Source organism: Aeribacillus sp. FSL K6-8394, from assembly GCF_038008865.1.
Taxonomy (GTDB): domain Bacteria; phylum Bacillota; class Bacilli; order Bacillales; family Aeribacillaceae; genus Aeribacillus; species Aeribacillus composti.
This window is the reverse complement of record NZ_JBBPAA010000002.1, coordinates 675139-697311: the sequence shown is the minus strand read 5'-3', so window position 1 is coordinate 697311 and position 22173 is coordinate 675139. Positions and strand designations below refer to the sequence as shown.

Annotated in this window: 21 protein-coding genes; 3 read left to right on the top strand and 18 right to left on the bottom strand. The window is 40.2% G+C overall.

What is annotated here, in order from left to right; all coding sequences use genetic code 11:
• Window positions 1–4: 4 nt before the first annotated feature.
• The 12 genes from hisH to NSR00_RS15645 all read right to left on the bottom strand — a co-directional run bounded on the left by hisH (window position 5) and on the right by NSR00_RS15645 (window position 9846).
• Complete coding sequence (hisH, locus tag NSR00_RS15700; RefSeq protein WP_066249067.1) at window positions 5–616, bottom strand: imidazole glycerol phosphate synthase subunit HisH; 612 nt, start codon at window positions 614–616, stop codon at window positions 5–7.
• Between the two features lie 2 nt (window positions 617–618).
• A complete protein-coding gene (hisB, locus tag NSR00_RS15695) occupies window positions 619–1206 on the bottom strand; it encodes an imidazoleglycerol-phosphate dehydratase HisB (RefSeq protein ID WP_063389171.1) in 588 nt (195 codons plus the stop codon).
• The gene (gene hisD / locus NSR00_RS15690; RefSeq protein WP_340789733.1) at window positions 1199–2494 is read right to left on the bottom strand and encodes a histidinol dehydrogenase; all 1296 of its coding nucleotides are present in this window, start codon (window positions 2492–2494) and stop codon (window positions 1199–1201) included. The genes hisB and hisD overlap by 8 nt, the downstream gene beginning before the upstream one ends.
• Window positions 2491–3129: an ATP phosphoribosyltransferase gene (gene hisG, locus NSR00_RS15685; RefSeq protein ID WP_063389289.1), complete on the bottom strand. Its 639-nt coding sequence runs from the start codon at window positions 3127–3129 to the stop codon at window positions 2491–2493. Before hisG ends, hisD begins: the two co-directional genes overlap by 4 nt.
• Window positions 3130–3134: 5 nt before the next feature.
• The gene (locus NSR00_RS15680) at window positions 3135–4307 is read right to left on the bottom strand and encodes an ATP phosphoribosyltransferase regulatory subunit (protein ID WP_186439299.1); all 1173 of its coding nucleotides are present in this window, start codon (window positions 4305–4307) and stop codon (window positions 3135–3137) included.
• A 177-nt stretch (window positions 4308–4484) separates the two neighbouring features.
• Window positions 4485–4991 carry an acyltransferase gene (locus NSR00_RS15675; RefSeq protein WP_063389173.1) on the bottom strand — a complete coding sequence of 169 codons (507 nt, stop codon included), beginning with the start codon at window positions 4989–4991 and terminating at the stop codon, window positions 4485–4487.
• Between the two features lie 5 nt (window positions 4992–4996).
• Complete coding sequence (gene ppaX / locus NSR00_RS15670) at window positions 4997–5635, bottom strand: pyrophosphatase PpaX (protein WP_063389174.1); 639 nt, start codon at window positions 5633–5635, stop codon at window positions 4997–4999.
• Window positions 5625–6569, bottom strand: a complete 945-nt coding sequence (locus NSR00_RS15665) for a nucleoside recognition domain-containing protein (RefSeq protein ID WP_327847913.1) — start codon at window positions 6567–6569, stop codon at window positions 5625–5627. The genes ppaX and NSR00_RS15665 overlap by 11 nt, the downstream gene beginning before the upstream one ends.
• A 26-nt stretch (window positions 6570–6595) precedes the next feature.
• Window positions 6596–7405, bottom strand: coding sequence for a prolipoprotein diacylglyceryl transferase (lgt, locus tag NSR00_RS15660; protein WP_063389175.1), 810 nt, complete (start codon window positions 7403–7405; stop codon window positions 6596–6598).
• Between the two features lie 25 nt (window positions 7406–7430).
• Window positions 7431–8366: an HPr(Ser) kinase/phosphatase gene (gene hprK, locus NSR00_RS15655; protein WP_063389176.1), complete on the bottom strand. Its 936-nt coding sequence runs from the start codon at window positions 8364–8366 to the stop codon at window positions 7431–7433.
• A gap of 139 nt (window positions 8367–8505) precedes the next feature.
• Window positions 8506–9423: a metallophosphoesterase gene (locus NSR00_RS15650; protein WP_340789731.1), complete on the bottom strand. Its 918-nt coding sequence runs from the start codon at window positions 9421–9423 to the stop codon at window positions 8506–8508.
• A gap of 63 nt (window positions 9424–9486) precedes the next feature.
• Entirely contained in the window at window positions 9487–9846 is a 360-nt protein-coding gene (locus NSR00_RS15645; RefSeq protein ID WP_063389178.1) for a phage holin family protein, read from the bottom strand.
• Between the two features lie 237 nt (window positions 9847–10083).
• Here NSR00_RS15645 and sda point away from each other — a divergent pair, with 237 nt between their 5' ends.
• Window positions 10084–10239, top strand: a complete 156-nt coding sequence (gene sda, locus NSR00_RS15640) for a sporulation histidine kinase inhibitor Sda (protein WP_094245206.1) — start codon at window positions 10084–10086, stop codon at window positions 10237–10239.
• Window positions 10240–10523: 284 nt separating this feature from the next.
• Window positions 10524–11687 carry an acyl-CoA dehydrogenase family protein gene (locus NSR00_RS15635; RefSeq protein ID WP_339194354.1) on the top strand — a complete coding sequence of 388 codons (1164 nt, stop codon included), beginning with the start codon at window positions 10524–10526 and terminating at the stop codon, window positions 11685–11687.
• Window positions 11688–12120: 433 nt separating this feature from the next.
• Here the strand turns inward: NSR00_RS15635 and uvrA are convergent, their stop codons facing one another.
• From uvrA to NSR00_RS15605, 6 genes are all read right to left on the bottom strand, one after another.
• A complete protein-coding gene (uvrA, locus tag NSR00_RS15630) occupies window positions 12121–14997 on the bottom strand; it encodes an excinuclease ABC subunit UvrA (RefSeq protein ID WP_340789728.1) in 2877 nt (958 codons plus the stop codon).
• Window positions 14998–15003: 6 nt separating this feature from the next.
• Complete coding sequence (gene uvrB, locus NSR00_RS15625) at window positions 15004–16986, bottom strand: excinuclease ABC subunit UvrB (protein WP_340789727.1); 1983 nt, start codon at window positions 16984–16986, stop codon at window positions 15004–15006.
• Between the two features lie 125 nt (window positions 16987–17111).
• A complete protein-coding gene (locus NSR00_RS15620; RefSeq protein WP_063389185.1) occupies window positions 17112–17342 on the bottom strand; it encodes a CsbA family protein in 231 nt (76 codons plus the stop codon).
• 375 nt (window positions 17343–17717) lie between these two features.
• Window positions 17718–18011, bottom strand: coding sequence for a hypothetical protein (locus NSR00_RS15615; RefSeq protein WP_340789724.1), 294 nt, complete (start codon window positions 18009–18011; stop codon window positions 17718–17720).
• Between the two features lie 515 nt (window positions 18012–18526).
• Window positions 18527–19414 carry an ROK family protein gene (locus tag NSR00_RS15610; RefSeq protein WP_066249814.1) on the bottom strand — a complete coding sequence of 296 codons (888 nt, stop codon included), beginning with the start codon at window positions 19412–19414 and terminating at the stop codon, window positions 18527–18529.
• Window positions 19415–19560: 146 nt separating this feature from the next.
• On the bottom strand, window positions 19561–21639 hold the full coding sequence (locus NSR00_RS15605; protein ID WP_340789721.1) for a heavy metal translocating P-type ATPase: 2079 nt from the start codon (window positions 21637–21639) through the stop codon (window positions 19561–19563).
• A gap of 212 nt (window positions 21640–21851) precedes the next feature.
• Here NSR00_RS15605 and NSR00_RS15600 point away from each other — a divergent pair, with 212 nt between their 5' ends.
• Window positions 21852–22172, top strand: coding sequence for a PadR family transcriptional regulator (locus NSR00_RS15600; RefSeq protein WP_063389188.1), 321 nt, complete (start codon window positions 21852–21854; stop codon window positions 22170–22172).
• The last annotated feature ends 1 nt before the right edge of the window (window position 22173 follow it).

Below are 22173 nucleotides of genomic sequence, written 5' to 3'. Positions count from 1 at the left end.
TAGCTCACATCCTTGATACAAAAGTTAAATAGTTTTTCAAGATGGCTAGTCCCAGCTTGCCGCTTTTTTCCGGATGAAACTGGCAGCCGAATACATTTCCACTTCCTACAATAGCCGGAACCGTCACACCGTATGAAGCGCTGGCGACCACAACGTCCGGATCGTTTACGACCGCATAATAAGAATGAACAAAGTATACGTAATCTTCTTGAAGACCAGTTATGAGAGGATGATCTCGTTGAAAAGTCAGCTTATTCCATCCCATATGCGGGACTTTTACATTTTCTCCTGGAATTCTTTTTACTTGGCCGTTTAAAAAGCCGAGTCCTTCAGTCCAGCCGTGTTCTTCGCTTTCGTTGAACAAAAGCTGCATGCCAAGACAAATACCTAATAAAGCCTTTCCCTTTTGCACTTCGTCCTTCAAAAATTTATCTGTTTTTGTTTCCGTTAAAATAGCCATCGCGTCTTTGAATGCGCCTACTCCTGGCAGTATATAAGCTGTTGCCTTTTCAAGCTCGTTTAAATCACTTGATACAAAATATTCCGCATTCATGCGTTCCAAGGCTTTCGAGACGCTGTATAAATTCCCCATGCCATAGTCGATCACGCCAATCATTTTTACAACATCCCCTTCGTTGATGGAACCCCTTTGACTCTGGGGTCGATCATAGTCGCTTCATCAAGAGCTCTCCCCAACGCTTTAAATACAGCTTCAATCATATGATGGGTATTCATTCCATAGTGAATGATTACATGCAGGTTCATCCGGGCTTCAAGCGCCAGCTTCCATAAAAATTCATGAACAAGCTCCGTATCAAATGTTCCTACTTTCCCCTTCGGCAATTCTCCACGCATTTCAAAATGCGGTCGGTTGCTTAAATCAATAACAACCTGCGCTAAAGAGTCATCCATTGGGACAAAGGCATGACCGTACCGTTTAATTCCTTTTTTATCGCCTAGAGCTTGTTGAATCGCCTGTCCCAAACAAATGCCAATATCCTCTGTCGTATGGTGATCATCAATATCAATGTCGCCTTCTGCCTCAATCTTTAAATCAAAATGGCCATGCCTTGTGAACAGATCAAGCATATGAGTTAAAAAAGGAACTCCAGTTTTTAGATCTGCACGGCCTTCACCATCTATTGAAAATGACAGCTGAATATTCGTTTCGTTCGTTTTTCGAGATATTGTGGCGGTTCTATTCATTTCGATCACTTCCTCTTTTTTCTAGTCGAGCTTCAATTGCTCTTGCATGCGCCTCTAATCCTTCATATCTTGCAAACTTTGCAATTTTTGAAGCATGTGCACGGAATGCTTCTTCACTGTATGAAATGATGCTGGACTTTTTCATAAAGTCATCCACGTTAAGCGGGCTGGAAAAACGCGCTGTTCCGTTTGTCGGCAAAACGTGATTGGGACCTGCGAAATAATCGCCTACAGGTTCACTGCTATATCTCCCTAAAAAGATGGCTCCTGCATGTTTAATTTTTGGCAGAACACCCGTCGGGTTTTCCGTTAATACCTCCAAATGCTCAGGTGCCAATTGGTTGACTATCCCAACCGCTTCCTCGATTGAATCCGTTACATAAATAGCACCGAACTGTTCGATCGAAGCAGCGGCGATATCTTCTCGCGGCAAATCGGCCAATTGTGCCGCAACTTCCTTTTGAACTTCCTTTGCTAATTTTATAGAAGGTGTAACAAGAATGCTGGTTGCCAGCCTGTCATGCTCTGCTTGCGACAATAAATCGGCCGCAACTTCATGCGGAACAGCCGTATCATCAGCTAAGACGACAATTTCACTTGGCCCGGCGATCATATCGATATCAACTGTTCCAAACACCTCCCGCTTTGCAAGAGCGACGAATATATTGCCAGGACCGACAATTTTGTCGACCGGTTCGATTGTTTCTGTACCGTAAGCTAGAGCGGCAATTGCTTGGGCGCCGCCAGCTTTATATATTTCCGATACCCCAGCTTCATTGGCTGCCACCAGCACTTCCGCCGGCAGGCTCCCATTTTGATCTGGAGGAGAAACGAGCACGATTCTGCCTACACCAGCCACTTTAGCCGGCATGATATTCATTAAAACAGAAGAAGGATAGGCAGCTGTGCCCCCGGGAACATAAACGCCGACAGCATCTAGTGGCGTTAATTTCTGACCGAGCATTGTTCCTTTTTCATCGAAATAAAACCATGATTCTTTCTTTTGTTTTTCATGAAAATGAAAGATATTTTCTGCTGCTTCTTGAACAATGTCAATGAATTCTTTATCTACCGCTTCGTACGCTCGACTAATTTCTTCTTTTGATACGCGCAAAGATTGAAGATCTGCCCCATCAAAACGTTTCGTATATTCGTATAGCGCCTGATCGCCTTCCTTTTTGACTCGTTCAATAATTTCCTTCACAATTTTACGCTGCTCCTCTGTTCCAGCGTCAATCGATCTTTTCAAGGAAAGCTTTTGATCCTTAGTGATGTGAATAATTTTCAATCCGAATCCTCCTTTCCTTCTTCCACTGTTTTGGCAAGCCGCTCCACAAGCATGTCGATCGGCTTGTCCTTCATCCGATAGCTGACGGGATTGACAATGAGTCTTGAAGTGATATCAGCAATATGTTCAAATTCTACTAATCCGTTTTCTTTTAACGTTCTTCCCGTCGAAACAATATCGACAATTCTGTCAGCCAGTCCAATCAATGGCGCCAGCTCGATCGATCCATTCAAATGAATGATTTCGACCTGCTCCCCTTGCTCTCGAAAATATTTAGAAGCCACATTTGGATATTTTGTCGCCACCTTTGGAGCGATGTCATTCATTTTCGTATCAGGCAGTCCGGCGACAGCCAGATGACATTTGCTAATTTTCAAATCAAGCACTTCAAAAACATCCCGCTCTTCTTCCATCATGACATCCTTTCCGGCGATCCCAACATCTGCAACACCATGCTCTACATATGTTCCGACATCCATCGGCTTCGCTAAAATAAAGCGAATATTTTCTTCCGGCACGGTCAAAATTAGTTTTCTTGATTCATCAAATTCGTCTGGAAGCTTGTAGCCTGATTTTCTTAATAGTTCGACAGCTTCTGAAAAAATTCGCCCTTTCGGCATCGCAATCGTTAACATGCTCATCACTCTCTCACCTTTCCTGATTTTCCGAGGAAATAATAAATATCTGTAAATTGACCTGTAAACCTGTCGATTTGATCGATACCGGAAATATCTTGCATGACAACCTGTTTTCCTTCTTTTCGTAGCTTATTGGCATATCGAAAAGCTTCTTGCCGATTCTCTCTGCTGAATATGATGCAATAGCGATCTTTATTCAAATTTAAATTCCCCAGAGCTTCCAGCAAATTATCTAACCGTATGCCAAAGCCTGTCGCCGGGGCAGGACGTTCAAATTTTTCTAAAAGATGGTCATAGCGCCCGCCGTTTCCGATCGGAAGTCCAACACCGTTCGCATATAATTCAAAAATCACGCTTGTGTAATAACTCATGTGGCTGACGATATTCAGTTCCAATTTGATATATTGATCCACTTCATAAGCTCTTAATTGGATAAGGAGCTGTTTTAAATCTTCCAGCGCTTTCTTCCCGCTGTCACAAGCAACAAGGCTTGAAGCTTCATCTGCCTTCTCAATTCCTCCTTTTAAATCAATGACTCTTAAAAGGCGTTCTTTGTCAATGGTAGAGAGAGATAATCTTTTCACATGCTCGCGGTATCCGACAAAGTTCTTTTCATATAAATAGCGGCGCAGCTTCTCCGCCCGTTCTTCCTTCCCTAAAATTTCACCAAACAAAGCATTGATAAATCCGATATGCCCAATGGAAATTTTAAAATCTTTAAGGCCAGTATTTTTTAAGGCATATATCATTAGAGCGATCGCTTCCGCATCAGCGCTAATCGTTCCATCGCCAATCAGCTCAATGCCAATTTGTTCAAATTCTGCCGGTCTGCCGCCTTCATGCTGCTGTGCACGAAACACATTTGCAGAATAAGCGAGCCTTAACGGCAAGCTTTCTTTCATCAGCTTGGAGGCCGCAATTCGTGCAATGGGAGCTGTCATATCTGGTCTTAAAACGAGCGTATGCCCCTGCCTGTCAAGAAGTTTAAATAATTGCTGCTCTTGTATCGCCGACTGAACTCCTACTGTTTCATAAAATTCCAACGTTGGAGTCTCCAAAAATTGATAACCCCAGCTTTCAATCACATTCATCATTTTTTTACGAACGCTTTCTTTTATGACATATAAGCCCGGCAATGTATCCCGCATTCCCAAGGGCTTTTCAAACATAAACACTCACTGACACCTCCATGGCGCATTCACTTTAATCCGCTAATATGTTACCATACTACCAAAATAAAGATTTATAATCAATAAGTTTTTGATGTAAACTTCTTTCACAAAGCGCCTTTATTTCACTTTCGCTCAATCCTGCTTAATCAAAAAGCGGTAAGCGACAAAAATTGATGACGCTTACCGCTTTCTTTTTTCCATTTCTTCTTTTGTGTAGATGATTTGCATTGGATTTCCTCCTGCAAAAGAGCCTTCCGGAACATCTTTATGAACTACAGTGCCGGCAGAAACGATAGCTCGATTTCCAATTTTCACACCAGGCAAAATAGTCGTGTTTGCTCCGATCATGACTTCATCTCCAATTTCCACTTCGCCGATGCGATATTCATCGATTAAATATTCATGTGCTAAAATCGTCGTGTTGTATCCGATAATAGAATTGCGCCCAACTTTAATTTTTTCCGGGAACAAAATATCCACCATAACCATAAATGCAAACGATGTTTGCTGTCCGATTTTCATGCCAAGAAATGTGCGGTAAAGCCAATTTTTGATAGGCATAAATGGAGTGTAGCGCGCGATAAGAATCACGATGACATTTTTGACAACTTTCCAAAAAGAAACCGTCTTGTACACCTGCCAAAGGGAGTTTGCTCCTTCAACAGGAAATTTATCCGTTCTTCTCACAATCTTCACTCCATCACAATGTTCAATAAATCACTCATTTTGTCCAGCACAAAATCTGGCTTTAACGATTCTATATACTCTCTCCCTTTTATGCTCCAAGCAACTCCTGCCGTTAATGTTCCTGCATTTTTTCCCGCCTCTATATCATGAAGGTTATCTCCCACCATTAATGCATTAGACGGCTCGGAACCGAGCAATTTAAGAGCGGACAAAACAGGCTCAGGATGAGGCTTCGCATGCTGTACATCATCCAGTGTGATAATTGCGTCAAAAAATGAATCCATTTCCGTTAATTTCAGCCCCATCATAACAGTGTCGCGAATTTTCGTTGTCACAATGCCCAGTTTCAATCCCTTTTCTTTTAAAGCTCGAACCGTTTCGTGCACATGATCATATTCCTTCACAAGCAGATCATGCTGGGCATGATTAAACTCCCGATATCTTCGGACCATTTCCTCCGCTTTTTCAGGGTTAATACGTTGAAATGTGTCAATAAGCGGAGGCCCGATGAAAGGAAGTATATCTTCCCGTTGATATTTGCCCGGATAATAATAGTTCAGCGTATGTAAAAACGATTCAATAATTAATTCATTTGTGTTTATTAACGTGCCGTCCAAGTCAAACAATACGGTGTCAATGTTCATAAACCGTTCCCCTTTTCCCGATATGTGCTTGTTTTTTCCAGACAAAACCGATAATCATCGTTAAAAGAATGGCTGCGAACAGCCGGATGAGTAAAAGCGGCCAAACTGAACCGACGATCGGAACAAAAATCAATGTGTCTTCTATCACAGCATGGCAGGCAACGAGGAATATAAACGCCAACGTTAAATCGCGATGCTCCACTCCATCTTCTTTTACTGCTTGCAGCATCACGCCAGCCCCGTAGGCAAGCCCGAAAATTAATCCTGCCGCAAGCGTTGTTGAAGTGTTCCTCTTCATTCCCAGCATTTCGGTTACCGGCTCCATCTTTTTTGAGAAAGCGTCGACCCAGCCTAAATCTTTCATAAATTGAATGGCAATCATTAGCGGGATGACGATGGTCGCAAGCTGAATGACTCCCATTGCCGCTTTTTCAAGCCCTTCAAGTAAGATCATTCCCCAGTCTGAAGGCACGGCATCTTGTTGAGATATAAATCCGTATTGAGCTTTTTCTCCACCGCCGTCCCAAAAAAGATTGATGATAAAAGCCGAAAAAAATGCCAGTCCGAGCCGGACGGACAAGATGATCCACAGTTTCACACCGACTTTGCTTGCTACAGTCGTTTCGATTAATAAGTTGTGGGAAAATGACAGCATGACTGCCAAAATAAAGACTTCTTTTACCGTAAAATCAATGGACAAAATGGCTCCAATCGCCGCATACAAGTTAAGAAAATTCCCAATCACAAGGGGGATTGCAGCATCTCCATTTAACCCGATTACCTTCATGACCGGCGTTATAAAATGAACCATCCAATCAATCAAAGGAGTATGTTGTAAAAATGAAACAATCAACGTTACAGGGAAAATGACTTTACCGAGAGTCCACGTTGTTTCCAATCCTGTTTGTAATCCTTTTTTCAATGTTTGTTTCAAAGTTTCACCTTCATTCCAGCAATTTATCAATATTCATCTAAATATCTTTCTACTTTTTTTAGTCTCCGGTAAATTATAAGAGCAATTGCACTAAGAATAAGTAAAATCGAAATGACCTGTGCCATTTTTACCGTTTCCGTCAGCATCAAACTATCAGTTCTCATGCCCTCGATAAAAAATCGCCCGATCGAATACCAAATAACATATGATAAAAACAGCTCTCCACGCCGCAAATTAAACCTTCTTAGCAAAATTAAGATGACGAACCCAGCGAGATTCCAAATGGATTCATATAAAAAAGTCGGGTGATAATATTGTCCATTTATATACATTTGATTAATGATAAATTCAGGCAAGTGGAGATTTTCCAAAAATTCTCTTGAAACAGGTCCTCCATGAGCTTCCTGGTTAATAAAATTCCCCCATCTGCCGATCGCCTGCCCTAAAATAATACTCGGCGCAGCTATATCAGCCAGTTGCCAGAAAGATAGTTTTTTTACTTTTGCATACACAATCCCGGTTGCCACAGCACCGATTAACCCGCCGTGAATGGCAAGGCCACCATGCCAAATTTTAGGGATTTCCGAAAGATTTTCAGAATAATATTCCCATTGAAAAATGACATAATAAGTTCTGGCACATATAATCGCAATAGGAATAGCAAACAATGCAAGATCGATAAATATATCTTTATGAAGACCTCTTCTCTCCCCTTCACGCATCGCCAAATATAGGCCGAGCAATGCGCCGATTCCTATAATGATCCCGTACCAATGAACTTGTAATGGTCCTAGCTGAAATGCGATTGGATCAATGGGCTGAATTGCCTCTTTCATTCTCTCATCTCTCCTATTTCATCAATTAAAAATCTTCGTGATCTCCATCTTCGATAACATCCGCCAATTTATTTGTAAATTGTTCCGCCGCATTGAATCCCATTCTTTTTAACCGGAAATTCATTGCCGCAACTTCAATAATAACAGCCAAGTTTCTTCCAGGACGTACAGGAATTGTTAATTTTGTCAGTTCTGCATCCAAAATTTTCATTTTCTCTTCATCGAGTCCTAAACGGTCGTATTGTTTGTTCGGATCCCATAATTCCAAATCGATGACAAGAGAAATTCGCTTATGACTGCGGACGGCTCCTGCACCAAACAATGTCATCACATCAATGATTCCAAGACCGCGGATCTCTAAAAGATGGCGGATCAATTCCGGCGCACTGCCGACTAATGTATCCCGATCCTCCTGACGAATTTCAACACAATCATCTGCAATTAAGCGATGCCCTCTTTTCACCAGTTCAAGAGCAGTTTCACTTTTGCCTACCCCGCTTTTTCCTGTAATTAAAACACCCACTCCGTAAATATCAACAAGCACTCCATGTACAGCTGTCGTTGGAGCAAGCTTGCTTTCCAAAAAATTGGTTAAGCGGCTTGACAAGCGGGTCGTTTTCAATGGTGAGCGCAGCACTGGAACATTTGATTTTTCAGATGCCTCAATTAATTCCGGCGGAGCCTCCATCTCTCTTGACACAATGATTGCCGGTGTTACATCTGTACATAGCTGTTCCATCCGGCTTTTCTTTTCTTCAGGCGTCAATTTTGCAAAAAACGTAAGCTCCGTTCTTCCCAGCAGCTGTATACGCTCTTTCGGATAATATGTAAAATAACCAGCCATTTCAAGACCAGGTCTGGAAAGATCACTTGTAATAATGGGCCGGCTGATTCCCTCTTCTCCGCTGATCAATTCAAGTTGGAATTTTTCGATAATATCTTTTGTACGTACTTTCGACACGAAGTCTTTCCTCCTTAGACTTAAAAAACTTTTTTCATCTTTTTATTGTAGCACTTTTCTTTTTGGCAACAAACATCTTTCATCAAGGACATTCATTGCTTAAAAGCAGAGACAAGGGCATCGGAGCGAAAGATAAAGGCTATTCAATCCAAAACTCTTCTTTTTTAGGAGAGAAAAAAAAATGCTTGTTGGAATAAGGTGAATATGCACGGACATAAAATTTGGAGCGACTCGGAAAATAATGGAGCAAGCGTAAAAAGCCTTCTCCTCCTTCAGGAGCCCCCTGATAGTCCGCCAATAATTCATAAACAATCCGATCAGGAGTCCCATCATGATTATCATCAATTTTTGTTTTTAATAACTCACTGTCATCATAATGGCCGCTCAAAACGATTTTTACATTCGGATTCTTTTTGACGATATTGCGAAATATACGATTTCCAACCAGCGTTCGTTTTCCATTTTTATGCAAATATTTATGGACAGCTATGATTGCTGTTCGGTCTGAATGACGTTTTAAGACTTCGTTCATCCAGCTGATGCTGTCTTTGTCAACATGCCAGCCGATATACAAAAAAAGAAAATGTTGATGTCCGAGCGTAATTAAATCGTAATGCCCTCGATTATTCCGATATCCCCCACCATAATAAGGCTTCGTGAAAAAACGATCTTTACCAAAATATTGATGAAACATTTTATATGATTTTCCTTTTACTAAATCGTGATTGCCCGCAAGCACTCCATAAGGAATAGACACCTGTTCCAGTTTTCGGAACATGCGGTCTGCTTGAACCCACTGCTGTTTCTTTTCCGCACGGTTGACAATATCACCGGTATGAACAACATATTTTATATTCCAATTATCGCGATTTTGCACAATCCAATCCATTTGATTACGAAAAATATGAGGGTATTTTTCCGAATAGTATTGAGTGTCTGAAAGCCATACGATCGTGTAGACGTTTGAATCGTTTGGCGAAGCTGCAAGCTCAATGCTAGGAAGTGCGGGAGATAAAATCGAGAAAACAAAAATAATAAGAGGAAAGATTTTTTTCATTTATATCACCTATTCGTATCATTCCCGAAACGATAGGAGATATGAATGAAAAAATCTTTTTCATTAGTCTTTAAAACGGTTCATAAACACCAATTGAATAAGCAGATTCAAAAATGAAATAAAGATGGAGGCGAGGAGCGCAGTTCCAAAACCATCAATATTAAAGGCATCTCCCATTATTGCCTGGGCAATCATCAACGTAACTGCATTGATGACAAATAAAAATGTTCCGAGAGTAAAAACCGTAATCGGCAATGTCAATAATATTAGAAACGGCTTCACAAAAACATTTAACACTGACAAAATCATACTAGCTACAATAGCCGCTCCAACTCCGCTTAAATAAAACGAATCAAAGAACCCAGCTACAACAATCAAAATCAGTGCATTTAATAAAATGCTCGTCAACCATCTAATAAACATCGAAATTCGTCCTTTTCACTTTCTATTTACAAATTATTATAACACTTTCTATGTGAAAGTATGAAATAGATTGACATTTTTTCACTATTTTAGTAACATTCTTTACACAAATGGGAAAGGAGTTGATAGGCTTTATATTTTTTGAATTTTCATATTTTGCTCGCCCTAGACGACTCGTCTTTCTGTCCTGACGTAAACGTTTGTTTATTTTAAAAGAAAGGAGGGGCAGCACTTCAAATGAACTCATTGTATCTTTTATCTGATTACCTGTTAATGAAAGCCTATTATGAAGCCATTCAAATCGAGGCTAGTGAAGAGTTTATCGTTTTATTAGAAGAAGAAATTGTTAGAAGAGGAATTGTCCTTTCCTCTCCTAACATAAATGTACAATAAAATTAAACTCACGGAGAAAATTATACCATTTTTTCGTTATTTTGTAAAATGAATTTTTCTTGAATTGGAATGGATGTTTCATGATCGTTTATATAATTTTTTCTGAAAGGGGTTGTTACATAAGCAGAAAACTGACTTATGGACAGCCCTGCATACGTTATGACACAATGTAAGAAAAAGGCCGTTCTCCTTTCTCGAACGATGTCAGGGCATTTTTTCATGCTAAATTATTGAACCTATTAAAATATTAATCTGAACAGAGTTTGCTTAAGGAAGTGTGGAACGTGTCAAAAAAATTATTTGTGAAAACGGATGCGCAAAGATTGTGGATCGAAAAGCTGTTAAAGCATGAAAAGTCGTTTAAAAGTCATTCTAGGGAAAGCGATGAAAAGACAAAGTTTCCAAAAGAAAATATCCAAGCGCTTGTCAATATGGGGTATACGAAGCTCTCGCTGCCAAAAGAATATGGAGGCGGCGGCATTGGTGTCACAGATCTAGTTCTATTCCAAGAAACCATTGCTAGCTTTGATGGTGCTACAGGCCTAGCCATCGGTTGGCATCTGGGCGTCGTTGGGGAGTTGTATGAGAAAAAACTTTGGAGGGAAGAAAAGCTTGCCTCTTTTGCAAAAGAAATTTTAAACGGCGCTTTGGTGAACAGAGCAGTTAGTGAAGCAAAAACAGGCAGTCCAACCCGCGGCGGGCGCCCTGAAACGGAAGCAGTGAAAAGAGATGGCAAGTGGATTATTTCGGGCAGAAAGACATATACTACTATGTCACCTGTGCTGACACATTTTCTTGTATCTGCATGGGTTGAAGAAAAGGAAGGAATTGGATTTTTCTTAATTGAACGAGAAGCAAAGGGATTATCAATTGAAAAAAATTGGGACGTTATCGCCATGAGAGGAACAGAAAGTCACGATCTTGTGTTAGATAACGTTGAAGTAGCAGAAGAAAATTTTGTAGAGCTAAACCATGGACCGAGAGGAAATACAATAAATGGTTGGATTCTGCATATTCCCGCTTGTTATTTAGGTATTGCACAGGCGGCGCGTGATTATGCAGTGAAATTTGCGACAGAATATTCTCCAAATAGTATAAATGGAACCATTAGCCAATTGCCAAATGTACAAAATTTAATCGGTCAGATTGACTTAGAATTAATGAAAGCTAGACATTTCTTGTATAGCGTAGCGGAAATTTATGATGATGAAGCACGCCGTCCATACATTACAAACGAGCTTAGTGTTGCGAAGCATATTGTGACGAACTCAGCCATCAACATTGTCGATAAGGCGATGAGACTAGTTGGAGCAAAAAGCCTTCAACTGTCAAATCCGCTGCAGCGGTATTATCGTGATGTGAGAGCAGGGCTTCACAATCCGCCAATGGATGATATGACGATTTCTAAATTGGCTCAAACAGCCATTCAAGAAATGGAAAATAAATAATTTATATAATGCCTTCTTTTCACAGGGACTGATTTTAAAAAAGCTGATCCAAGGCCGTCAAATATTTTTTTTGGGTCAGCTTTTTTATGAATTAGCAATGCATCAAAGATATTCAATACATTCGGTAATTGTAGACATCGTGAGCACAATAACTAAGACGCCGGAGAATCCGATTCATCGAGTCTTCAAAATTATGAATTTGAATGAATGATAGGAGAAACATCAGTTTATAAAAAAAGAGCCCTTTGTCACACAAAGGGCTCAACTCTGTTTTATGCGAAATGTTCATATATCAAAGAAAATCAGTATTTCCTCGATTTTTCGCTGAAAGGGCTAGTAAAAATCTACAACTCATCTCCTGAAAACCGACGGAATAAAACCATCCGTTTCAGGAACATTCTTCGTCATTTAAAAGAGACTGGCAACAGCCTATTTAACTGTTTGCCGCTGCCTCTTTTTTCAAAATTAAATTTTTCATTCTCTCCCGATCCCGATCCAAAATCGGTTTTAAATATTTTCCTGTATAAGACTGTTTCGCTTCTGCCACTTCTTCAGGGGTACCCGTTGCAATGATTGTTCCTCCGCCGTCCCCGCCTTCTGGTCCAAGGTCGATGATATAGTCAGCGGATTTAATCACATCTAGGTTATGCTCAATTACAAGAACCGTATCTCCGTTTTCAACAAGCCGATGCAAAACCTTCAAGAGCCTTGCAATATCGTCAACATGCAGCCCTGTTGTCGGTTCATCTAAAATATACAGCGATCTTCCAGTAGATCTGCGATGCAGCTCTGAAGCAAGCTTTATCCGTTGTGCTTCCCCTCCGGACATTGTCGTAGCCGGCTGACCAAGTTTCATATAACCAAGTCCTACATCGTAAATGGTTTGCAGCTTCCGTTTGATTTTTGGAATATTTTCAAAGAACTGAAGTGCGTCTTCCACAGTCATTTCTAAAATATCCGCAATATTTTTTCCTTTATATGTGACTTCAAGAGTTTCCCGGTTATATCTTTTTCCGTGGCATACTTCACACGGAACATATACATCTGGAAGAAAATGCATTTCAATTTTAATGATTCCATCGCCTCGGCATGCTTCACAGCGGCCGCCCTTTACATTAAAACTGAAGCGTCCTTTTTTATAGCCTCTTACTTTCGCTTCATTCGTTGCTGCAAACACATCGCGAATATCGTCAAATACGCCGGTATACGTAGCTGGATTTGAACGCGGCGTTCTTCCAATCGGAGATTGGTCAATGCTGATGACCTTATCGAGATGTTCAATCCCTTTCATTTCTTTATAGGCACCGGGTTTTGTTTTACTGTTATTCAGCTTTTGCGCCAAGCCTTTTTGCAATATTTCATTGACTAACGTACTTTTCCCCGAACCAGATACACCTGTTACTGCCAAAAATACACCTAAAGGAAATTTGACATTTACATTTTTTAAATTGTTCTCGCTTGCTCCTTTTATTTCAATATACCGACCATCCGGTTTTCTTCTTTCGACCGGCAATGGAATGAACTTTTTCCCTGACAAATATTGTCCTGTAAGCGAACGGTCATCATTCATCACTTCTTTTGGTGTACCCGCAGCTACAACTTGACCGCCGTGCACGCCAGCTCCCGGCCCAATATCGATCAAATAATCAGCTGCAAGCATCGTATCTTCATCATGTTCAACTACAATCAACGTATTGCCGATATCCCGCATATTTTGGAGAGCACGGATCAGCCTGTCATTGTCCCGTTGATGCAAACCGATAGACGGCTCGTCCAATATATAAAGTACTCCTGTCAGTCTTGATCCGATTTGCGTGGCAAGACGGATTCTTTGAGCTTCTCCACCAGAGAGCGTACCGGCTGATCTGCTTAATGTTAAATAATCAAGACCTACCTCAATTAAAAAATTCAGCCGTTCTTTTATTTCTCTTAAAATCAAATTGGCAATTTTCATTTCTTTTTCTGTCAATGCCAATTGGTCAAAAAACTGATAGGCTTCACGAATAGACAATTGAGTGACTTGTCCGATATGGCGTCCGTTAATAAGAACAGCCAGACTTTCCTTTTTCAGTCGATGCCCTTTGCATGTCGGGCACGGCTGATTCGTCATATATTTTTCCATTTGTTCGCGTATGAAATCAGATGTCGTTTCTTTATAGCGCCGTTCTATATTGCGGACCACACCTTCAAATTCTACATAGCCTTCCCGGATTTGCCCGAAATCGTTCTCATAGCGAAAATAAATTTTTTCCCCGCCGCTTCCAAATAAAATTTTATCGAGCAGATGTTTCGGTATATCTTTAACCGGAATGTCCATATCAATACCGTAATGGTTGCAAACCGCTTGAAGAAGCTGCGGATAATATTGAGAGCTTGTCGGCTCCCACGGTGCAATTGCGTGTTCCTTTAATGTCAAGTTTTTATTTGGAATAACGAGATCCAAATCCACCTCTAGTTTTGAACCTAAGCCGTCACAAGCATGACAAGCTCCGTATGGGCTGTTAAAGGAAAACATCCGCGGTTCAAGCTCTCCAATCGAAAAACCGCAAATCGGGCAGGCATGATGTTCACTGAAAAGCAGCTCTTCGCCATCGATGATGTCAATTATGACTATTCCATCACCTAATTTTAAAGCTGTTTCAATCGAATCGGTCAACCGGCTTATAATCCCCTCTTTCACGATCAGCCGATCCACAACGACATCGATGGAATGTTTTTTATTTTTTTCAAGAGAAATATCATCGGTAAGCTCCATCATTTCTCCGTCAATCCGCACGCGGACAAACCCTTGCTTTTTTATTTCCTCCAATGTTTTCACATGCATTCCTTTTTTTCCAGACACAACAGGCGCAAGAACCTGCAGTCTTGTCCGTTCCGGATACTCCATAATCCGGTCAACCATCTGTTCGATTGTTTGCGAAGAAATTTCTATCCCATGCACCGGACATGTCGGCCGCCCGACACGGGCAAAAAGAAGCCGTAGGTAGTCATAAATTTCTGTCACCGTTCCGACCGTTGAACGCGGATTTCTGCTTGTCGTTTTTTGATCAATCGAAATGGCCGGCGATAAGCCTTCGATCGCATCGACATCAGGTTTATCCATTTGTCCTAAAAATTGGCGGGCATAGGCAGATAAAGACTCCACATATCGCCGCTGTCCCTCTGCATAAATTGTATCAAATGCTAAAGAAGATTTGCCCGATCCCGATAAACCTGTTACAACGACAAGCTTGTCTCTTGGAATCGTGACATCAATGTTTTTTAAATTATGAGCGCGTGCACCTTTTACAACAATTTTATCCATTGCCATATCCAATCATCCTTCCGCTTTCAGCTCCAAAATTAGATCGCGCAGTTCAGCAGCTCTTTCGAAATCTAATGCTTTTGCAGCTTCTTTCATTTCTTTTTCCATACGGGCTATCAGTTGTTCTCGATCTTTTTTCGACATTTTGTTCAGCTTCACAGCCTTTTCCGTTTTATATTCTGCTTCCTCTTCCGCTGCATATGTCGCCCTAATTACATCGCGAATATCTTTTTGAATCGTTTTTGGCGTAATGCCATGTTGACGGTTATATTCCTCTTGAATCGCACGACGCCGTTTTGTTTCGTTTATGGCGATTTCCATCGATTTTGTGATTGTATCAGCATACATAATGACATGCCCGTTTGCGTTCCGAGCCGCCCGTCCGATTGTTTGAATAAGAGAACGTTCCGAACGAAGAAATCCTTCTTTATCTGCATCCAAAATTGCAACGAGAGAGACCTCCGGAATATCCAGCCCTTCCCTGAGCAAATTGATCCCGACCAACACTTCATGTTTGCCAAGCCGCAGGTCGCGGATAATTTCAATGCGCTCGAGCGTTTTAATTTCGGAATGGAGATATGTCACCTTAATCCCGATTTCCCGCAAATAATCCGTTAAATCTTCTGCCATTTTTTTCGTTAATGTGGTCACAAGCACCCGCTCATTCCGTTTAACCCGCTTTTGAATTTCGCCGATTAAATCGTCTATTTGCCCTTCAACAGGTCGGACGTCAATGGTTGGATCTAAAAGTCCAGTCGGGCGGATAATCTGTTCGACAACAACCGGCGTATGCTCCAGCTCATACGGCCCAGGGGTGGCAGAAACATAAATGACATGTTTCATATGCTTTTCAAATTCCTCAAATTTTAACGGACGGTTGTCAAGTGCTGAAGGCAAACGGAATCCATGATCGACAAGCACTTGTTTTCTCGCCTGGTCGCCGTTGTACATCCCGCGGATTTGCGGAATCGTCACATGCGACTCGTCAATGACGATCAAAAAATCATCTCCAAAATAATCTAAAAGCGTATAAGGAGTCGAACCGGGCGGTCTTAATGTAAGATGACGGGAGTAGTTTTCAATCCCGGAGCAAAAGCCCATCTCCCGCATCATTTCTAAATCATATCTTGTCCGTTGCTCGAGCCGTTGCGCTTCCAAAAGCTTTCCATTCTCCCGCAGTTCATGCAGCCGTTCCTCAAGCTCCTTTTCAATATTAGCAATGGCAATTTTCATTTTTTCTTCTCTTGTCACAAAGTGTGATGCTGGGAAAATCGCTACATGCTCCCGCTCTCCAATAATTTCGCCTGTCAGCGCATCAACTTCACGGATGCGGTCGATTTCATCTCCGAAAAATTCCACGCGGATACAATGTTCATCGCGCGAAGCAGGGAAAATTTCCACTACATCCCCGCGCACGCGAAAAGTTCCCCTGCGAAAATCTACATCATTTCTTTCATACTGAACATCCACTAAACGGCGCAGCAAGTCATTGCGCTCGATTTCCATTCCTGTGCGAAGACTTACGACCAGCTCACGATATTCTTCTGGCGAACCTAAACCATATATGCAAGAAACGCTTGCGATAATAATAACATCTTTCCGTTCAAACAATGCAGAGGTGGCCGAATGTCTTAATTTATCAATTTCATCATTAATGCTCGCATCTTTTTCAATATACGTATCTGTTTGCGGAACATACGCTTCCGGCTGATAATAGTCATAATAGCTGACAAAATATTCAACTGCATTGTTCGGGAAAAATTCTTTAAACTCGCTATACAGCTGTCCGGCAAGCGTTTTATTATGGGCAATGACCAGCGTCGGTTTGTTTACTTCTTTAATCACATTGGATATCGTAAACGTTTTGCCAGTTCCAGTTGCACCTAACAATGTCTGATGTTTTTTTCCTTGCCTGATTCCCTCCACCAGCTCTTTGATAGCTTTCGGCTGATCTCCTTGAGGCTGGTAATTTGAAACTAATTCAAACCGATCCATGGAACATCCTCCAATTCAGAAACTTATATTTTATTTTAACATATAATCAGGCTGAATCACCAAAAATACGAACTGACGTTTGATTTTCATAGACAATAAAAACCTGTCAATCGTGTTGAACAGGTTTAAGTAGATGTTTTCTTATCTTTTTTCATGCTTCTGGCAGCGATAAAACCAGCCGCTAAGCTGGCTACATCCAAAATGGCGATATAAATAGTATCCATATGACCTGCAAAATAAGAGGCAATTAATAAACCAGCCGTCAACAATGTCCCAACGACATGACTATATGTAACTCTTGTGAAAAATAAGACAAGCAAAAAAGGGGCGAATGCGGCAAACACAAGCTTGATCATAAAAAAACCTCTTTTCGTCAACGGTTATACATTTATTATATTGAAGCCCTCAAAAAGCTTTCAAGCAAAACCACAAAAGAGAAGGGAAAAATAAGCCAATGCAAAGAATAAAAAATGATGCGATGTATAGCGGTCAGAAAACCTAGGATACAGGGGAAATAGTTGAAAGCGATGAAGTCAAAATAAACGAATAGAAATAGCTTTATGATTATATTTAAATGCAATAATGAAGCTCATAGGCTAAAAAATTCGCCTTTATTAAAGCAACTTTTATACTATATTTACTTTTTTCTTTATACGGTCACCCCCTAAGACTACCCTAAGCATATAAAAAGCACCCAATAGTCGCCTCTTTCAACTATTGGATACTCTTTCTTAATCTTGAGATAGATATAACAAATGATCTAAATTTACATATGAAATATCGTATTCAGAATTTACTGCATGTAATATTTTTTGATAATCTTCCACCTTAAGATCTAGTGGTAGATTTTCAAACAATTCTCCATTTACATGAAAATCCAGTATTAATGCACAAAAATCTTTACCATCAACTAAATCCATTGCAAACTCTCTAAAAATATCTGCATCTTCTTCATTTAACTGTTCATCTGACAATACATAGATTTTTATTACATTTTGAAATTGTTGAATATCCTCTTCATTCATGTATTAATATGGAATAAAGTACGTTCACTAGCACTTAAAGGTCTTCTTAAATCCTCGATAATAAGATATCCCATAGACATACTGTTTTTAAATAATAAATAAATTTCTAAATCCCTAAGTCTAATTTGTCTTTTGTAAGATATCATAATTTAATTGATTCTCCCTCTAAATGTAGAGAGGTTTTAATAATTGTTTAAGATTAAAAAATATTTTTCAATATTCGTTTTGTTTCAGCATATACATTGCAATACTCCTGAACTCCACGTATCAAAAAATGAATGATTCCAACCACCTAAACTTAATCATCTCAGCTGTAACATAAAGAGCAGTTAGGTCACCGAGCAATATCTTGGATCAATTCTCTTTAGCATTAGTTTTAGCTTTATCTAATTCTTTTTGGTTCTTAACTGCATTCTTGAAAGTTTCCTTTTCTTGTACACATTTTTGTATGTCTGATTTTATTTTATGACTTGGATTATCTGTAACGATTATTTGCCGATAAATGTTCTTGAGCTTTATTTTTGATTATGCTCCAAAAACGCCTCATATGCTAAACCGATTGCTCCGCAAAGTCCAGCATTATCCCCTAATCCGGGCGGAACAATATAATCTGCAATGTTTTCTAGCACCACTTCATGGCGAACATAACCGTTTAATAAAGCTTGAACATTTTGATGTATAAGGGGGAACAATTGCTTTTGTTTGGCGACTCCGCCGCCAATTATTATTTTTTTAGGCGATAAAACGAGTATAAGGTTGGCAATTCCTTGTGCAATATAGTACGCTTCCAAATCCCATACTTTCTCATTTTTTTCTAACTCTTGCCCCTTTTTTCCCCAGCGTTTTTCTATAGCAGGACCGGATGCCATTCCTTCCAAACAATCTTTGTGATACGGACAATTGCCGGCAAACGAATCTTCAGGATGGCGCCGAACAAGCATATGCCCCATTTCCGGATGGATTAGCCCGTGTACTAGATGTCCTTCAGAGATGGCACCGACTCCGATCCCGGTACCGATCGTCATATAAATGCAGCTATTCAGACCTTTCGCAGCCCCCCATTTCATTTCCCCCAGCGCTGCTGCATTGACGTCGGTATCAAAGCCAATTGGAATAGGGAATTCTTTTTTTATCGCTCCGACAAGATTTATATTCGCCCACTGTAGCTTCGGAGTAGATGTTATGTATCCGAATGTTTCGCTTGTGCGATCTAAATCAATCGGACCGAATGAGCCAATTCCAAGCGCTTTAATATCTTTATCCCGAAAAAATTTTACCACTTGTTCAAGCACTTCATCAGGCGTTGTCGTCGGAAAAGAAGTCCGCTCGATGATATTTCCGTTTTCATCTCCAATTCCACAGACAAATTTTGTTCCGCCCGCTTCAATTGCACCTAAAAGCATGCACAATTCCTCCCATGATTTTGTCCAAAATGTTATGTCCAATTTTTCATTAGCGGCAGGTTGTCAAATTAATAAGATTATAATAAATGTCATATGTTTATGGAAGAGAAATATTAAAAAATACAAGAAAAAAAGGCGATCAGCCATTAGCTGAAAGCCTCATTTAGAAGTTTTTTATTTCGTTCCCATAAAATCGTTAAACTAATGAGGGTCACTAAAACAGTCGCCCCCATATCAGACAGAATGGCTATCCAAAGCGTAAGCCAGCCTGGAATCGTCAGCAGCAGTGCAGCGGCTTTTAAACCTAGAGCAATCCCGATGTTTAACTTGATGATTCTGTTCACCTTTTTGGCGGTTGAAATAGCTTCAGGCAGCTTTCCTAAATGATCTTGCATTAAAACGATATCAGCCGTTTCAATTGCGCTGTCTGTTCCTTTTCCCATTGCAATGCCTAAATCAGCAGCTGCGAGCGCAGGCGCATCATTGATACCATCTCCGATCATTGCCGTTTTTCCTGAGAGAGACAGTTCTTTTACCTTTTCCACCTTTTCTTCCGGCAGAAGGTTTGCAAAATATTCGCTTAAACCAACCTTTTTCGCCACTTTTTCAGCAGTTTTTTCGTGGTCTCCTGTCAACATGACAGTCCTCTTCACACCTGTTCGGTGAAGCATGCGGATCACCTGGCTGCTTTCCTGTCGAATTTCATCCGCTATACCGACCATACCGAGAACGTTTTTGTCATCTGAAACCAAAACGATTGTTAGTCCTTCCTGTTTAAAGGTCTTTATGTCTTCCTTTACATTTTCGCTGAGCGAAAGATGTTGAATCGTTTTTTCATTGCCGACACGGTATTCCTTCCCGTCTATCTCCGCTTTTATTCCCTCACCTGATGTTACAACAACGGAGCGAGCCTCCAAAAGGGAAACGTTTAACTCATCTATTTTTTTCATAATGGCTTTAGCGATCGGATGAGTAGAGGATTTTTCAATTGATCCGATGATGCTCCAAAAAGAAGGATCATATTCTACAAACTTCTCTACATAAGGCTCCCCTTTTGTCAGTGTTCCTGTTTTATCAAAAGCTATTATTCCAATTTTCCCTAATTGCTCTAAATAAACCCCGCCTTTTACAAGAATGCCTTTGCGTGCATTTCTCGTGATTCCTGAAACGATAGCAATGGGAGAGGATAAAACTAATGCACATGGACAGCCTACAATTAACACTGCCAATCCTTGATACAAAGATGTTCTCCAATCAACTCCTAAGAAAAGCGGCGGAATAAATATAACGACAAGAGAGATAAGCATGATCAAAGGAGTATAATATTTCGCAAACTTATTAATGAATTGCTCAGTCGGCGTTTTTGTTTCCTGCGCTTCTTCAACTAAATGCAAAATTTTCGCTAGAGACGATTCTTCATAAGGCTTTGTTATCCGAACTTTCAAAATTCCTTCATTATTAATGCTTCCGCCAAACACTTCATCTTTTGCTTCCTTTTCAACAGGGAGAGATTCTCCAGTAATGGCCGCTTCATTAACTGAGCTTTTCCCTTCCACCACTATCCCATCCGATGGTATTTTTTCACCGGCTTTGACAAGAACAATATCCCCTGCCTTGATGTCATGAATGGAAACTTTCTTTTCCTGGCCATCTATAACAATCGTAGCTTCATTCGGCGCAACTTCTAAAAGCGATTCGATAGAACGACGGGCCTTTTCCATTCCCAAGCCCTCTAAATATTCGTTCACTCCAAATAAAATGGCAACAACAGCACCTTCCTTCCACTCTCCAATGCCAAAAGCCCCAATCAAAGCAATTGTCATAAGGGTGTCAATGTTAAATTTCAATCGAACGAGGTTTTTGGCCCCTTTCAAAAATGTTTTATATCCGCTGATCACCGTAGCAATTATATACATTGTAACAGAGGCGGATGGTGATAATGTTTTTTCGAACACAACAGCAGCTATAAAAGCTAAAACCGAGAGCAAAACGAGCCACAATAAATAAGAATGTGTATCTTCATGTTTATTTTCTTCCTCAATATAGGCCCCATCCGATGCTAAAATTTTTTTGACTTTAGCAATATTAATTTCTTCATTGACATACAGTTTGCTAGATTGAAAATTTAATTTTGCATTTTCCCCATATTCAAGCTTTTGGATTTCCTCTTCCAGATTCTTTGCGCAATTTGCACAAGACAATCCCTTTACCCGATACTGAATCATTCTCTAATCCTCCAATGAAATAGAGTACACATTGCAGTATACAGTATATGTGTTTATATGAATAAGTGTTCATATTTTATATGTCCATTTTATGAAAAGGCAATTCAATTGTCAAATATTTTCGTAAATATAATTTTGACATGTACATATGAATAACCTTACAATATTAATGTTATCGAAATTCGATATCGATTCTCAAAATGGGGGTAAAAATGGAAGATAAAGTGTTGCGCAAGCTTTTTCTCGGTTTTATACATATTCATATTTTACATCATGCAAGCGAACATCCTATATTCGGCTTGTGGATGCTTGAGGAACTGAAAAGTCATGGCTACAACATAAGTGCAGGGACTCTTTATCCGATTCTCCACGCAATGGAAAAGGACGGACTGTTAGAAAAAACAGAACAAAATGTAGAAGGAAAAATACGAAAATATTATACAACTACACAGAAAGGGAAAGCCGTTCTGAAAGAAGCCCGGACGAAAGCGTACGAGCTTTTTAAAGAAATACATAATGAAGGTGGGGGATAAC